Here is a 15,285-nt window from a genome sequence, read left to right on the forward strand (position 1 = left end):
AATGTAACTTACGGGGCGAAGCTATGAAATTTAATGAACAATGTGCCGTATAGCAGGAATCGTTTCTGAAAAAATATCCCAGAACGAGATCAGGAATAGCGTAAAATTAATGTGCCACGCGTTACAGCATGGCGGGCCGGATGATGAGGGCATATTTGAAGATAAAAAAGCCTGCCTTGTTTTCGGTCACCGCAGGTTATCAATTATTGACCTCAGCAGCAACGGGCATCAGCCCATGACAGATGTGGGCCAAAATGCATGGATCACCTTCAATGGCGAAATTTACAACTACCCTGAATTAAAACAGGAATTGCTAAGATCAGGAGCACAATTTAAGTCAGGCACTGATACCGAAGTTATACTCCAGGCCTATCTTAATTGGGGCACTGCAGCTTTTTCAAGGTTCAGAGGTATGTTTGCTTTTGCCTTGTATGATGTTGGCAAAGCCCTTACTTACCTTGTACGTGATACTACCGGTATAAAACCGCTATATTATTCGGCTGTAAACAACGAGCTTTGTTTTGCATCTGAAGTGCGGGCATTTAAACAGTCGGGACTGAATATCGAAAAAGATCCGGACTGGCCGGTAAGACTACTGGCATTTGGCCATATTCCTGAACCCTATACCACATTAAAAAATGTATTCAGCTTGCCCAAAGGACATTTTTTATGCTGGGACCACAGGAGTGCAGGGTATACTTTAAGCAAATATCACATTGATGGTTTGCAAAATGTAATAACCGATAAAAACGAAGCCCATCGGATAATCTACAATGCACTTAGCCTGGGCGTAAAAAGGCAATTAATTGCCGATGCACCCATAGGTGTATTTTTAAGCGGGGGGATTGATTCAAGCCTGCTCACAATGCTGGCCAATCGGCAAAAAAAAGAGCAACTTAAAACCATTTCTATATTTTTTGATGAAAAAAGTTATGATGAACGCAGCTATCAAAACATCATTAACAATAAAATAAATGGCCAAAACTTTTCACACCTGGTAAAACAATCAGATTTTGAAGCGTTTTTTTCGCAAATCATGGATGCTATGGATATGCCTACCACCGATGGCATTAACGGCTGGTTTATAAGTAAATATGCCCATGACGATGGTTTGAAGGCGGTATTATCAGGTGTGGGCGCCGATGAACTTTTTGGAGGTTATCCCTCATTTAACCGCATAAAATATCTTGGCTATCTGCGTAAACTGCCATCATGGATGTTAAAGATATCCAGTCATTTTTTGCCTGATCATTATAAGAGATTGGCATTCCTCGCTGTTAACCATCCCGTAGCTGATTACCTGGCTTTGCGTGGATTGTTTTCATTGGCTGATGTTTCTGCTCTACTGGATACGAGCATTGATCATATTAATGATGTATTGTTCGGCACAGCTTTGTCGCCCGCACCACACGGGTATAATAACGAACATGCAGAATGGTTTGAAACGCATTTCTACATGCAAAACCAATTACTTAGGGATACCGATATAATGAGCATGAATCATGGCCTTGAAGTCAGGGTTCCGTTTTTGGATGAAGATTTTAACCGTGCAGCCCGGAATATCGCACCAGCCATCAGATTTAATAAACGCCAGCCGAAAAAACTTCTTATTGAAAGTTTCAACAACCTTATTCCGCCTGAAGTTTGGAACAGGCCCAAAATGGGTTTCACATTCCCCTTACAAAAATGGATGAAGGAGCACCGGCTAATTAGCGATACTGATAATTACAAAGGAAAAGCGGCACAAAATGTTATAAAACAGTTTAAAAACGACAGCATTCATTGGTCAAAGGCTTTTGCCTTGTATCAGGTTCAAAATGATGGCTAAAAATGTAATTCTTTTTACTTTACAAACATTTAGCACTACCGGCGGCATCCAGAAAATGACACGCACACTTGGTCATTCCTTGCATCGTGCTGCCTTAAAAAACAATTGGAATTTTGAGCTTTGGTCGGCTTATGATAAGCAGGATGACCTGATGGCGCAATATTTACCTTCTGCAAATTTCAAAGGGTTTGGCATAAACCGGGCAGGTTTTGTTTTGGAAACCATCGGCCATTCGGCAAAGCCCCATGTTGCTATATTAAGTCATATTAACCTGGCCATCATTGGCCTGTTAATTAAACTGATTAACCCTAAATGCCGGTTATGGCTTGTAGCACACGGCATTGAGGTTTGGCGTCCGCTTTCGTTTTTAAAGCGGCTGACGCTTAAACACTGCGACTGCGTAATTTGTGTAAGCAATTATACCAAACAGCAAATGATAAAAAGGCATAACCTGAATGCAGATAAATGCATTGTGCTGAATAATGCAATTGACCCATTTATGCGTTTGCCCGATATCTTCGCGAAGCCACAAAAACTGTTGCGCCGTTATGGTTTAAACCACGATGATTTTATCATATTTTCGTTAACACGCATGGCATCTACCGAGCTATACAAAGGGTATGACCAGGTAATTAGTGCCTTGGGCAGCCTTAAGTCACAATTTCCGCAAATAAAATATATACTTTCGGGCAAATATGATGAGCAGGAACACATCCGTATAAAAGAATTAATAGCGGCGCATGATGTAACGGAACAGGTAATTTTAACCGGCTTTATTGATGAAGCCGAACTCACCGACCATTTCCTGCTGGCCGACCTGTTTGTTTTACCAAGCAAAAAGGAGGGATTTGGCATTGTATTTATTGAAGCTCTTGCCTGCGGCTTACCCGTTATTTGTGGCAATGCCGATGGTAGTATTGACGCCATCCGGAACGGCGAACTGGGAGAAGCCATTGACCCGGACAACCTTACCGAACTTAACAAAGCAATAACAAAGCATTTGCAAAAACACTTAGCTGCTGATACCCGCAAAAGCTTACAGGAAAAATGTTTAAGCCATTTTAACGAGCACGATTATATGACCAAACTTGAGCAGCTGATAAATGACTGATTTGCATCCGGAAAAGTGGGACATCGAAATAAATGCGAAAGGCAGCCTGCTCGACCTTAAGCTTAAAGAGGTGTGGCATTACCGCGACCTGCTTGTGCTACTCGTTAGGCGCGATTTTATTTCCTTTTATAAGCAAACCATTTTGGGTCCGGTGTGGTTTTTTATTCAGCCGGTTATTACTATCCTGTTTTATACCCTGATATTTGGCAATTTGGCCGGCATCCCGGTTGATGGCCTGCCAAAGCCACTTTTTTACCTGGCCGGCACCATCATTTGGAACTATTTTGCCGATTGCCTGAACAAAACGTCAACTGTTTTTAAAGATAATGCCGGTATACTTGGCAAGGTATATTTTCCAAGACTTATTATGCCCCTAAGTATTGTACTTTCAAACTTGATCCGTTTCGCGGTTCAGTTTCTACTTTTCATAATCCTGTACATCATATTTATCTTAAAGGGCGAACATATTATTCCCAATATAGCAGCCTTGCTGCTGCCATTACTCATTATCATGATAGCATCACTGGGTTTAGGCTTAGGTATGATCATATCGGCTGTTACCACAAAATACAGGGATATAGCGTTTATAGTAGCCTTTGGCGTACCACTTTTAATGTATGCAACAACGGTTATATACCCTTTATCGGTGGCACAGGCTAAATATCCTAAATACAGCTGGCTTATTAAGTTTAACCCCATTACGGCCATAATTGAAACGTTCAGGTATGGCTGTTTAGGCAAAGGAAGCTTTAACTGGGAGCTGTTAGCTTACAGTATCGTTAGCACTATTGTAATACTGCTTACAGGCATAGTAATATTTAATAAGGTTGAAAAAACTTTTGTTGATACTGTATAAATGAGCAAGGCAATAAAAGTTGAAAACTTATCAAAAGCCTACCAACTAGGCGATTTTGGTACGGGCACTATCTCCCGCGACCTGGAGCGTTTTTGGGCACATCTGCGGGGTAAGGAAGATCCTTTTTTAAAAATAGGCGAAGTGAATGATCGTACCATCAAAGGCGAAAGTGATGTGGTATGGAGCTTGAACAATATTAATTTTGAAGTTGAACAGGGCGATGCTGTTGGCATTATAGGCCGCAACGGAGCAGGTAAAAGTACCCTGCTTAAAATTTTAAGCCGTGTTACCTCTCCTACTACCGGCTCGGTAAAACTAAAGGGCCGGATAGCCAGTTTACTTGAAGTAGGCACAGGTTTCCACCCGGAACTGAGCGGGAGGGAAAATATTTATCTCAATGGTGCCATACTGGGGATGCGCAAGGCCGAGATCAGACAAAAGTTTGATGAGATCGTGAGTTTTTCGGGGGTTGAAAGGTATATCGACACGCCGGTTAAGCGTTACTCATCGGGAATGTATGTACGGTTAGCCTTTGCGGTGGCTGCGCACCTTGAAAGCGAAATTTTGATAGTAGATGAAGTACTGGCAGTTGGCGATGCCGAGTTTCAGAAAAAATGCCTCGGTAAAATGGGACAGGTAAGCATGAACGAAGGGCGCACGGTTTTGTTTGTAAGCCACAACATGGCCGCGGTGAAAACATTATGTAACCGGGGCATTGTGCTTGCAAACGGGCAGTTGATATATGAAAACAAACAGCTCGAAGCAGTAGGCTTTTATCAAACCAATAACAATACCCGGTCAACATTTGAACACCAGGGCGATCTAACCTCAGCACCTGGGAATGAAAATATAAAAGTGCTTAAATTCGTCATCCGGCCGCTTACCGGCGACAGTATCTCCATTTCGACAGGCATTAGCTTAGAGATGATCTTTTTTAATCAAAAAACGGGCATTAACCTAGATGCAACCTTTGAATTAAAAAATAGTGATGAAATCCCCGTATTTCATAACGGCGTGCTTATATCAACCAATAATGATTCAAAAACCGGGTTTTACACGGTTAAGTGTACTATTCCGCCTAACCTGTTGAACGCCGGCAATTATTCATTCAAGTTGATTTTTGGCGAAAATCAACGTTACCAATTATTTGGTGCTGATGATTTTATCGGGTTTGAGGTTGAAAACGAAAGTAAAGGAAGTAACAGCGCTTTAGCTCCGGGTGTAATTCACCCTAAACTTGATTTTGATATTAGTTACCAGGCATAACAGCATATGGAAGCCCCGCGCATCATACAATTGCCCAAGTTTTTAGACGACCGGGGAAACCTTTCTTTCATTGAAGAAAACAACCATATCCCCTTTAAAATTGAGCGTACCTATTGGATTTATGACGTACCCGGCGGCGAACGGCGTGGCGGCCACGCTTATTTAAACCTGCAGGAATTTATTGTCGCTATTAGTGGCAGCTTCGACGTTGTGCTTCATGATGGTGTAAAGGAAATGCGGTATAGCCTTAACCGTTCATATTATGGGCTGTATGTTCCGAAAATGATGTGGCGGGAGATTGAGAACTTCTCGACCAATTCACTTGCCCTGATCCTGACCAACGGCAAGTATGATGTAAATGAATATATCAGGGGTTTTGATCAATTTGTGAGTTGCAAACATGGAAGGTAAAATATCAACTGTTTTTGATTGTAACATCATCCACCTTAACCGTATTCATAACCGGGCCGGTAACATCACTCCTGTTGAAAACAATATCCATATCCCCTTTGCTGTTAAACGGGTATATTATTTGTATGATATCCCGGGAGGAGAATCACGCGCGGCGCACGGACATAAGCAGCTTGAACAATTTATCGTAGCAGCCAGTGGCAGCTTTGATATCACTATTGACGATGGTATCAACAAAAAAACAGTACAGTTAAACCGCCCGTACATAGGGTTGCATATCCAGCCCGGCATCTGGCGCGATATTTCAAATTTTTCGTCGGGTGCTATTTGCCTTGTATTAGCTTCTATGTTGTATACAGAAGCCGATTATCTAAGAGAGTACAAACAGTTCAAAGATTACAAATCATTATAAGTGGAGTTCCCTTTTTGTAAATTTGACTTAATATTTAGATTGGTTGAGGAAAGCGATGCCGAATTTATTTTAAGTTTAAGAACCGACCCGGTACACGCCCGGTACCTGACACATACCGACAATAATTTGCAAAAGCAAATTGAATGGATTAGAGCATATAAAAAGCGGGAAAAAAAACGGCAGGAATATTACTTTTTATTTTCTGACCATGACTATCAGCCGCTCGGAGTTATAAGATTGTATGATATAACGGCTGATACCTACACCAGTGGCAGCTGGATCATAAAACCCGGATGCGATGAATTTGTAAGCATAAAATCAGATCTGTTTATTTCTGAATTTGCAGCCAGCGAATTAAAAAATAAAAGATGTGTGTTTGATGTAAGGAAAGACAATAAAAAAGTGTTACGGTTTCATAAAATGTTTGCAACAATAACAGGTGAAGACGAACTCAACTATTATTTTACAATAGATGAGGAGAGCGTTAAACGCAAGGTTAGTTTTTTAATAAGTATAATACAACCTAAAACTTAACTATGAATATTGAAAAATTTATAAGCGAATTTGCTGATCAGTTTGACGACTTGGATACAAGTTCTTTTACTGCCGAAACATTATTCAAAGAAAACGACGAGTGGAGCTCCATGACAGCACTTTCAGTGATTGCCATGGTAGATGACGTTTACGCAGTCAGACTAACAGGCGATGATATCCGCAACTCAAAAGTTATTCAGGACATCTACGATATTGTATTGAAAAAATCAAATTCGTAAACCCAGGCACTTACGTTAATATCCTATGAATAACCCATTCTGTTTAAAAGGTAAAAAAATTTTGGTTACCGGCGCCTCATCAGGCATAGGCAGGCAAATTGCTATAAGCGTTTCAGGAATGGGAGCCGAAACTTTTATTACCGGCAGAAACGAGCAACGACTGTCAGACGTTTTTAACTTGCTGGAAGTACCCGGCACCCAATATGTTGCCGATCTTGATATTGAGCAGGAACAGGACAACCTGATTGAGTTAATGCCGAATTTAGATGGCGTCGTATTATCTGCCGGGATTGTAAAAACTTTGCCTTTTAAATTTATAAACAGGAAAGACCTGGATTCGATCTTCGAAACAAATTTTTTCTCACCCGCTATTTTGATCAATAAGCTGTTAAAAACTAAAAAGCTAAACAAAAATGGATCGGTCGTATTTATATCATCCATTGCCGGCAACTATGTTGGAACTGTTGGCAACGCGATGTACAGCGCTTCAAAAGGCGCCATAAATGCTATGCAAAAGGTATTAGCTATTGAACTTTCTGCCCAAAGGATCAGGGTCAATAATATCTCTCCGGGCATGATAAAAACCGAACTCATCTACGACCCTATATTTACAGAGGAGCAGCTGAAAGACGATGAAAAAAAATACCCCTTGGGATTTGGCGAACCAATTGATGTTGCCAACGCAGCTATTTACCTGTTATCTGACGCCAGTAAGTGGGTAACCGGAAGCACCCTGATAATAGACGGGGGATTCACCATACAGTAAATGCAGGCCTTTATAAAAGCTATTTCATACCACTTGCCTCAAAATCAGCTTACCAATGCTGATCTGTCGGCCCTGTTTCCCGAATGGGGAGTAGAGAAGATAGCCAACAAAATAGGTATCAGCACCCGTCACATTGCTGCCGAGGATGAGTTTGCGTCAGATATGGCGATAGCCGCGGCACAAAAACTGTTTGCCGCGCATAACATCAATCCAACTGAAATTGATTTTATATTATATTGTACCCAAAGCCCAGACTATTTTTTGCCTTCAACAGCTTGTATTATACAGGATAAGCTGAGTATTCCGGTTAAAGCGGGCGCACTCGATTTTAACCTGGGCTGTTCGGGCTACGTGTACGGCCTTGCTTTAGCCAAGGGTCTTATAGCGGCAGGTATAGCCACCAATATCTTGCTGCTCACGGCCGAAACCTATTCAAAATTCATACATCCTAAAGATAAGGGAAACCGTACCATTTTTGGTGATGCCGCCGCCGCTACCCTCATCAGCACCGAAGGCTTTGCGGCTATAGGCAACTTTGAATTGGGTACGGATGGTAAGGGTGCTGAAAATCTGATGGTAAAGCAGGGAGCCATCCGTTACCCTGAAAAAAGTGCCGACACCGTACATGATGACTATGGGAATGAGCAATCATTAGGAAGTTTATATATGAACGGGCCCGAAATATTTGCTTTTACCTCTAAAGAGATTCCTGCTTTAATAACAGATACCCTTAAAAAAAACGGTGTGCGCAAAGACGAAATCGGGCAGTTTATCCTGCACCAGGCCAACCGGTACATGCTGGAGCACCTGCGTAAAAAGATGGATATAGCTTCCGAAAACTTTTATATCTATATGGCCGCTATTGGTAACACGGTATCATCATCGGTACCCGTTGCACTTGATGAAGCCATGAAAGAAAAACAGGTTACTCCGCAAACAAAATGGCTTTTGGCCGGCTTTGGTGTTGGCTACTCATGGGCCGGAACCGTAATAACATTTATATAAAAGCAAAAAGCCTACGGCTCAAAGTTGAACCCGATGAATATTCCGTTTCTATCTTTAACCAGTCAGAATAATTTAGTTGAAGCAGAGATTCGCGCGGCGTTTGAGCGCGTTTTTCAAAATAAATGGTACATACTTGGTAAGGAAGTAAGTGATTTCGAAAATGCTTACGCTGCCTTCAATAACGTACAATACTGCATTGGGGTAGGCAACGGACTTGATGCCCTGTGCATTGCGCTACGGGTGCTTGAAGTTGGTGAAGGCGATGAAGTCATCGTACCTTCAAATACGTTTATAGCCACCTGGCTCGCCGTGTCGCAGGTAAGGGCTACCATTGTACCGGTTGAGCCCGATAAGGATACTTATAATTTAGACCCACGTTTGATTGAGGCAGCCATCACCCCAAAAACAAAAGTGATCATACCCGTACACCTTTACGGGCAAGCCTGCCAAATGGACGCTATTATCCAGATAGCCCATAAGCATAATCTTTTTGTGATTGAAGATAACGCACAGGCGCAGGGCAGCACATACAACAACAAGCTTACCGGCAGCTTCGGCCACATTAACGCTACCAGTTTTTATCCAATAAAAAACCTGGGCGCGTATGGCGATGCAGGGGCTTTAACCACCAACGATACCGGCCTCGCACAAAAAGCAAGCCTGCTGCGTAATTATGGCTCCGAAAAAAAATATTACAATGAGGTTATCGGTGTAAACTCAAGGCTTGATGAACTGCAGGCTGCTTTTCTTTCGGTAAAATTGAAATATCTGAATGGATGGACAACTGAGCGGCAGACCATAGCTTCTGCCTATACCCGTCAACTTAACGGAATCGACGGCCTTATCTTACCAGCCACCGCCTCAGGATCATCACATGTATACCATTTATATGTAATCCGTACTGCAAAACGAAATGAGCTGGAGAAACATTTAAACAACAATGGAATAGGCACCGGGATCCATTATCCTGTACCTGCCCATTTACAAAAAGCGTATGAGCACCTCGGTTACCAAAAAGGTGACTTCCCGATAGCTGAGGAATTGGCAGAAACCTGCCTGAGCCTTCCGCTGAATCCGGGCATGAGCAATGAAGAAATTGAGTACGTAACTAAAACTATCAAAAAGTTTTATGCGTAAAATTTTGATAGTGAATGGTGGCCTGGTAATTGGAGGTGCTGAGAAACTTGTTCATGAACTTGCTGTTTTTGCCCAGCAAAACAAAATTGCCCCAACTATACTGATCCTTGATAATTACAACCAGGAATATTACGACCTGATTTTTAAACAGAAGAAAATAAGAGTAGTAAGAACCCGGCTCAACGTAATAAAGAACTTCAGAGCCCCTTTAAAAATGTTGAGGTCGATATACTGGAGGTTAAAATTAAAATTTCTTGCCAATAGCATATATGAAAGTGTCCATGTGATCGGCTTGTATAATATTTACAGGGTAAAAGACACAGTTAATCATGATCATCGGTTTTATTGGCATGTAACCAATGCGGCGCAAGGTACCTATAACTTTCCGGAAACATACTTTGACAACCCCGATGACACTCTGGTTTGCATTAATCAATACCAGTTAAACGAGCTCGATACCCATTACGGGAACGCCGTATTTAAATGTAAAAGAGGCTTATTTCCACTTTTTTTGAATGATTAATTTAAACGTCATATCAAGAATCGCTGAAGACAAGAATTACTTCCCTGATCTGATAAAAATACTACACTTGTTAAAAAACAAGGGGATCACCGATGTCCAGATACTATTCATAGGCACGGTATATAGCCCGAAAGTTTATCAAAACATTATGGATATGGCCAGCCGGCTTAATGTTTCCTCAAACATCGCATTTACTGAAAAATCGATTCCTATGAGTGAACTAAGCGATGAAATAAAAAACGGATATTTTATCAACTTCACCATCGGTGAATTTACCGGCTTCTCAGGTTTGGAAAGTATCAAAAACGGATTTAAAACAATTTTTTATAACATTGATAAATCGCTTAAAAACGAGTGCGATAATGTAATTGCTTACTGTCACACACGTGATAAATTGATGGATCTGATAATAAATATAAGTCAAAATCAAGCCTTGACAAGCGAAGAAATTACAGCTTGTAACCAGAAAATGCTTAACAGGTTTATATTAAATAGTGCTATGAAGCGGGAATTGCTTGCTATGATGCTGCCAAAATCAAATCATTCTGATAAACTGGCTTGATCGATCGTCTTGTAGTTTTATGTTATCCAATTCCTCAATAACTTGAGTACCGGCATATCGGTTATTCTTTGCTGTTATAACAGCAGCGCGCGGCTTCCCCTAACCATTAAACACCTGGCCTTACAAAAGGTACCGGGAAGTGTTGGATGGGAGGTTATTATTGTTGACAATGCATCAACAGATGGCACAGCGGACACAGCCAGGGCCGAATGGGGAAAACACAATTTAACCGATGTTCCGTTCAGCGTTGTGAGCCAACCTATTGCAGGGCTAAGTCATGCGCGGGATATGGGTTTAAATCACGCTCGATATGAATACCTTCTTTTTTGCGATGATGACAACTGGCTTTTCGACGATTACATTGAGCGTGCCTTTAAAATCATGAACAGTGATAGCCAAATAGGTGTATTGGGGGGATGTGGATTAATAGAAGCGGAACAACCTGCCCTACTTTCCGAAAGCCTGCTGAAATTTACTACCGTTTGGGGTCCTCAAACTTGGGCAGTCGGTAGCCATTGGGTTTATGGTGCCGGATCTGTTTACCGGAAAAGTATACTGCTTGAACTGAAGAACGCAAATTGGCGCCAGGTAACAACCGGCCGCATAGGCAAAAAGCTGGTTTCGGGCGAAGATGTTGAAATATGTTTGATGAGCCATTTAATGAGCTACAAAATAATAGCTGATGATAATCTGAAATTTAAACACTTTGTTCCGCTTAAAAGGCAAAATATCAATTATATATTAAAAGCAGCGTTTTGGCTAAACTACAGCAGCGCTTTGCTCAATGGCTATTTCGCACTGGTTAATAATAAACCATCTATCGAACAAATCATAAATCAAGATCTGCTTTCCACCGCAAAATCCTTAACCAAGTTAACGGTTAACTTGGTTTATCAGAAGACTATTAAATTCCGGACTGTTAGTATCGAACAAAAAATTTTATACTATCAAAAATGTGGCCAGCTCAAATCGCTGCTAACTAACAGGCAACTAATAAAAAACCAGTACCAGCATATAAAACAATTATTAAAAACTGTAAAAACAGCCCAGGCTTTCACAAGCCATTGAGGTTATGGGATATTCCGTACCGATACTTTTTTTAATATTTAACCGCCCGGCTTTTACAGAAATGGTTTTTGAAGCCATAGCTAAAATTAAACCTAAATACCTGTATATAGCTGCCGACGGACCACGGCCTGATAAACCCGATGATATCGACCTGTGCGCCAAAACACGTTCGGTAATTGAGCGCATAAACTGGGATTGTGAAGTTAAAACATTATTAAGGGATAAAAACCTCGGCTGCAAATCGGCAGTTAGCGAAGCCATCAACTGGTTTTTTGAAAATGTTAACGAAGGAGTCATTTTAGAAGATGACTGCCTGCCCGATAGAACATTTTTCCCCTTTTGCGAGGATCTGTTGACAAAATACCGTTTTGACGACAGGGTAATGTCAATATCAGGTTCAAATTTACTAACCGATGGCTGGAAAAAAGATGCCCAATCATATCATTGGGGGCATGGCGGTATCTGGGGTTGGGCCACCTGGAAACGTGCATGGAACCTTTATGACATAGAAATGAAAGACTGGGCCAAGCAGCAAACAAAGGATAAGGTTAAAATGCAGCTTGGCACTACCGACTGGTACCATAGTTATTACGGCATGTTTGAATCATCCTTTAACAAATCATTAAATACCTGGGATATTCAATGGTTCTATAGCATTCTGATCAACGGTGGCATGGCAGTTAATCCTTGCATAAATCTTGTAAAAAATATAGGCTATGGAAATGGGACACATATGCATTCGGCAGATGATGCTATTGCCGATCTACCATTAGGCACAATGATATTCCCACTAAAACATCCTAAAAAAATGCTTTTGGATACCGCTTATTTAAAACAGGTTTACGCGCGGCTTAACAAAAAATACAAAATTTCTGTTATACACAGGGCGCTTAAATTTTTTAAGATAGCATAATGAAACAATTCATAAAACGGTTATTGCTTGGCTTTTTTGAAAAAATAAACCTTGTCCATTTAATTTACCTGCTTAATGAAAAACAGGCAAAACGCAACATTCAATTAAGCATTACCGATCTCGGGGCCACTTTTTATCCGGAGGCGGTAGTTTCGAACTCGCTCGACAAATCGAGAATAGTAGTTGGCAAAGGAACCCATATCCGGGGGATGCTCAATATATTTAAGTACGGCGGTAAAATTGTGATTGGCGAAAACTGCTACATTGGCGATCACACCAGGATCTGGTCAGGCGAAAGCATAACCATTGGCAATTTTGTGCAAATCTCACATAATGTAAATATTATGGACACAAATGCGCATGAGCTTGAAGCCATTGAAAGGGCCGAACGGTGGATGGACCTGGTACACAACGGGCACTGGGCCGATAAAGGCAACGTACACACTGCACCGATAATAATTGATGACTACGCCTGGATCAGCCTGAACGCTGTAATTTTAAAAGGAGTTACCATTGGCAAAGGCGCTATCGTAGCAGCAGGAGCAGTGGTTACTAAAAATGTTGAACCATTTACCATGGTTGCCGGTAACCCGGCAAGTTTTATAAAAACATTACCACAGCAATGAAAATACTTGTCATAGGCTCCAAAGGATTTATCGGTTCGGCCTGTTACAGCTATTTTAAAAGTCAACCAGATTATGAAGTATATGGCGCTGATGTAATGGTAGAATATGACGATCCCAACTACTTTTTAATTGATGCCACCAACGCAGATTTTAAGAAGGTATTTCATGAGCAACAGTTTAATTGGTGTATTAACTGTGCAGGGGCTGCGTCAGTGCCCGAATCATTCAATAATCCTGAGCGTGATTACTTGCTAAACGTTCATCACCTTGTGAACATCCTCAATGCCATAAAAGAAGGTAATGGCAATTGCAGGCTCATCCAGCTATCGAGCGCGGCAGTTTACGGCAATCCGCAAATGCTACCTATTACAGAGTCCCATACGCTTAATCCGCTTTCACCCTATGGTGTGCATAAAAAACAAGCCGAAGAGCTCTGCCAGCTATATCACGATCATTTTAGCTTAAATGTTCATATATTCCGTGTGTTTTCGGCATATGGAGCCGGTTTGAAAAAACAGCTGTTTTGGGACCTTTACAAAAAATCGCAGACTCAAACAAATATCACATTGTTCGGTACCGGTAACGAAACACGCGAATTTATTCATGTTATCGATATTGTAAACGCCATTAACCTGTTTATCAATGCCGACAAGTCCGGGTTCAGCATTACAAACATTGCTAATAATAATACCATCACTATAACAACAGCAGCCGAAACTTTTTTGAAATATATAGGCTTTAGCGGCGGCTTGTCATTTACAGGCACCAACCGCATTGGCGATCCGTTATACTGGCAAGCCGATAACAGGCAACTAATTAGCCTGGGCTACCAACAAAAAGTAAATTTTGAGGATGGTATTAATACCTATTGTAAATGGCTAAAAGGAAAAGAATAGGACTAAGCTACACCTACAACGAAAACTGGATCGGCGGCACTTACTATATCGAAAACCTGGTAAATGCGTTAAACGTCCTTAATGATGAGGAAAAGCCGCATATTATTTTGCTTACTGATAGTTACGAAAGTTTCAGGACGGCGCAGCAAAAATTCAACTATCCTTATATCAGCTTTCAGCTTGGTTCGGGCGAAGCAAACAAAGGTTTCCAATTACTAAACAGGGTAACAAACCGGCTGTTTAAAATCCGTCTGTTTAGCCAGAAAATTAAAGCCCTTGATGCTGTTTTTCCTTATTATAAAAGTGAGCAACAATCGGCTGCTAAAAAGAAAATATATTGGGTAGCTGATTTCCAGGAACATTTTGCCCCTGAATTTTTCAGTAAAGATGATATTGCCTCGCGCCTGCAAAACCAGCAGGAAATTCAAGCCTCGGCCGGGCATTTAATTGTGAGCAGCAATACCGCGCTCGGACATTTCAAATCTATTTTCCCTAAGCATACAGTTAAGGTAATCGTTCTGCCTTTCGCGGTAGCGCATCCTCCGTATCAGGATATCAACATCAAGTTACTGCTTGAAAAATATCAGTTGCCCGCAAGGTATTTTATCTGCCCTAACCAGTTCTGGAAACATAAAAATCAGATGGTAGTTCTAAAAGCAGTTAAAGAGCTAAAAGCGGAAGGCATTGAAATTACCGTAGCTTTTACCGGTAATACCAACGACTACCGAAACCCACATTATTTTACAGAGATGAAAGCGTTTGTTGAAGACAATAACATCGGCAACAACGTTAAGTTCCTGGGTTTTATCGACCGGCGTGATCAGCTTCAATTGATGAATAATGCCATTGCCATTATACAGCCATCATTGTTTGAAGGCTGGAGCACTGTTGTGGAGGATGCTAAGCTAATGAATAAATTTTTACTGGTTTCAGATATTGAGATTCACAGGGAGCAGTTGGTTAACAGTTCGGCACGCTTTTTTGATCCATATAATGTTAACCAGTTAGCGCAACTGCTTCAGCAGTTCAGTGAACATCGAAGCCCTCCCCTGCTCTTTGAAAATAACACTTATCATGAAAGCGTTGAAAAATTTGGCCGAACATTTCTACAGATAATTGACTGAACAAAAAC

18 protein-coding genes are annotated in these 15,285 nt (G+C 41.2%); all 18 read left to right on the plus strand.

The features are described from left to right. Window positions 1–40 precede the first annotated feature (40 nt). The 18 genes from asnB (at window position 41) to BLS28_RS24735 (ending at window position 15,277) form a co-directional block, all read left to right on the plus strand. Window positions 41–1,828 (plus strand): asparagine synthase (glutamine-hydrolyzing), encoded by a 1,788-nt coding sequence (gene asnB, locus BLS28_RS24650; protein WP_091173920.1) that lies wholly within the window; start codon window positions 41–43, stop codon window positions 1,826–1,828. Continuing rightward, entirely contained in the window at window positions 1,818–2,939 is a 1,122-nt protein-coding gene (locus BLS28_RS24655; protein WP_091173924.1) for a glycosyltransferase family 4 protein, read from the plus strand. Before asnB ends, BLS28_RS24655 begins: the two co-directional genes overlap by 11 nt. After that, a complete protein-coding gene (locus BLS28_RS24660) occupies window positions 2,932–3,795 on the plus strand; it encodes an ABC transporter permease (protein WP_091173928.1) in 864 nt (287 codons plus the stop codon). The genes BLS28_RS24655 and BLS28_RS24660 overlap by 8 nt, the downstream gene beginning before the upstream one ends. Next, window positions 3,796–5,061: an ABC transporter ATP-binding protein gene (locus BLS28_RS24665; RefSeq protein ID WP_091173933.1), complete on the plus strand. Its 1,266-nt coding sequence runs from the start codon at window positions 3,796–3,798 to the stop codon at window positions 5,059–5,061. 6 nt (window positions 5,062–5,067) lie between these two features. After that, the gene (locus BLS28_RS24670; RefSeq protein ID WP_091173936.1) at window positions 5,068–5,472 is read left to right on the plus strand and encodes a sugar 3,4-ketoisomerase; all 405 of its coding nucleotides are present in this window, start codon (window positions 5,068–5,070) and stop codon (window positions 5,470–5,472) included. Beyond that, a complete protein-coding gene (locus BLS28_RS24675) occupies window positions 5,462–5,884 on the plus strand; it encodes a sugar 3,4-ketoisomerase (protein WP_091173939.1) in 423 nt (140 codons plus the stop codon). The genes BLS28_RS24670 and BLS28_RS24675 overlap by 11 nt, the downstream gene beginning before the upstream one ends. Then, the gene (locus BLS28_RS24680; protein ID WP_091173943.1) at window positions 5,885–6,418 is read left to right on the plus strand and encodes a GNAT family N-acetyltransferase; all 534 of its coding nucleotides are present in this window, start codon (window positions 5,885–5,887) and stop codon (window positions 6,416–6,418) included. It abuts the gene before it with no gap. Between the two features lie 2 nt (window positions 6,419–6,420). After that, entirely contained in the window at window positions 6,421–6,657 is a 237-nt protein-coding gene (locus BLS28_RS24685) for an acyl carrier protein (protein ID WP_091173945.1), read from the plus strand. Window positions 6,658–6,682: 25 nt separating this feature from the next. Then, window positions 6,683–7,423 carry an SDR family NAD(P)-dependent oxidoreductase gene (locus BLS28_RS24690; RefSeq protein ID WP_091173948.1) on the plus strand — a complete coding sequence of 247 codons (741 nt, stop codon included), beginning with the start codon at window positions 6,683–6,685 and terminating at the stop codon, window positions 7,421–7,423. After that, on the plus strand, window positions 7,424–8,428 hold the full coding sequence (locus BLS28_RS24695; RefSeq protein ID WP_091173950.1) for a 3-oxoacyl-ACP synthase III family protein: 1,005 nt from the start codon (window positions 7,424–7,426) through the stop codon (window positions 8,426–8,428). Between the two features lie 33 nt (window positions 8,429–8,461). Then, complete coding sequence (locus tag BLS28_RS24700; RefSeq protein ID WP_091174108.1) at window positions 8,462–9,565, plus strand: DegT/DnrJ/EryC1/StrS family aminotransferase; 1,104 nt, start codon at window positions 8,462–8,464, stop codon at window positions 9,563–9,565. Further along, the gene (locus BLS28_RS24705) at window positions 9,558–10,088 is read left to right on the plus strand and encodes a glycosyltransferase family protein (protein ID WP_091173953.1); all 531 of its coding nucleotides are present in this window, start codon (window positions 9,558–9,560) and stop codon (window positions 10,086–10,088) included. Before BLS28_RS24700 ends, BLS28_RS24705 begins: the two co-directional genes overlap by 8 nt. Window positions 10,089–10,236: 148 nt before the next feature. After that, window positions 10,237–10,650, plus strand: coding sequence for a hypothetical protein (locus BLS28_RS24710; protein WP_143020860.1), 414 nt, complete (start codon window positions 10,237–10,239; stop codon window positions 10,648–10,650). A 42-nt stretch (window positions 10,651–10,692) separates the two neighbouring features. After that, window positions 10,693–11,718 (plus strand): glycosyltransferase family A protein, encoded by a 1,026-nt coding sequence (locus BLS28_RS24715; RefSeq protein WP_176844558.1) that lies wholly within the window; start codon window positions 10,693–10,695, stop codon window positions 11,716–11,718. Window positions 11,719–11,722: 4 nt separating this feature from the next. Then, window positions 11,723–12,631, plus strand: a complete 909-nt coding sequence (locus tag BLS28_RS24720) for a hypothetical protein (RefSeq protein ID WP_091173963.1) — start codon at window positions 11,723–11,725, stop codon at window positions 12,629–12,631. A 395-nt stretch (window positions 12,632–13,026) separates the two neighbouring features. Then, entirely contained in the window at window positions 13,027–13,257 is a 231-nt protein-coding gene (locus BLS28_RS31690) for an acyltransferase (RefSeq protein ID WP_371328325.1), read from the plus strand. Next, window positions 13,254–14,153, plus strand: coding sequence for an NAD-dependent epimerase/dehydratase family protein (locus tag BLS28_RS24730; protein ID WP_091173972.1), 900 nt, complete (start codon window positions 13,254–13,256; stop codon window positions 14,151–14,153). Before BLS28_RS31690 ends, BLS28_RS24730 begins: the two co-directional genes overlap by 4 nt. Next, window positions 14,132–15,277 carry a glycosyltransferase gene (locus BLS28_RS24735; protein ID WP_091173975.1) on the plus strand — a complete coding sequence of 382 codons (1,146 nt, stop codon included), beginning with the start codon at window positions 14,132–14,134 and terminating at the stop codon, window positions 15,275–15,277. The genes BLS28_RS24730 and BLS28_RS24735 overlap by 22 nt, the downstream gene beginning before the upstream one ends. The last annotated feature ends 8 nt before the right edge of the window (window positions 15,278–15,285 follow it).

Source organism: Mucilaginibacter gossypii (assembly GCF_900100945.1).
GTDB lineage: Bacteria > Bacteroidota > Bacteroidia > Sphingobacteriales > Sphingobacteriaceae > Mucilaginibacter > Mucilaginibacter gossypii.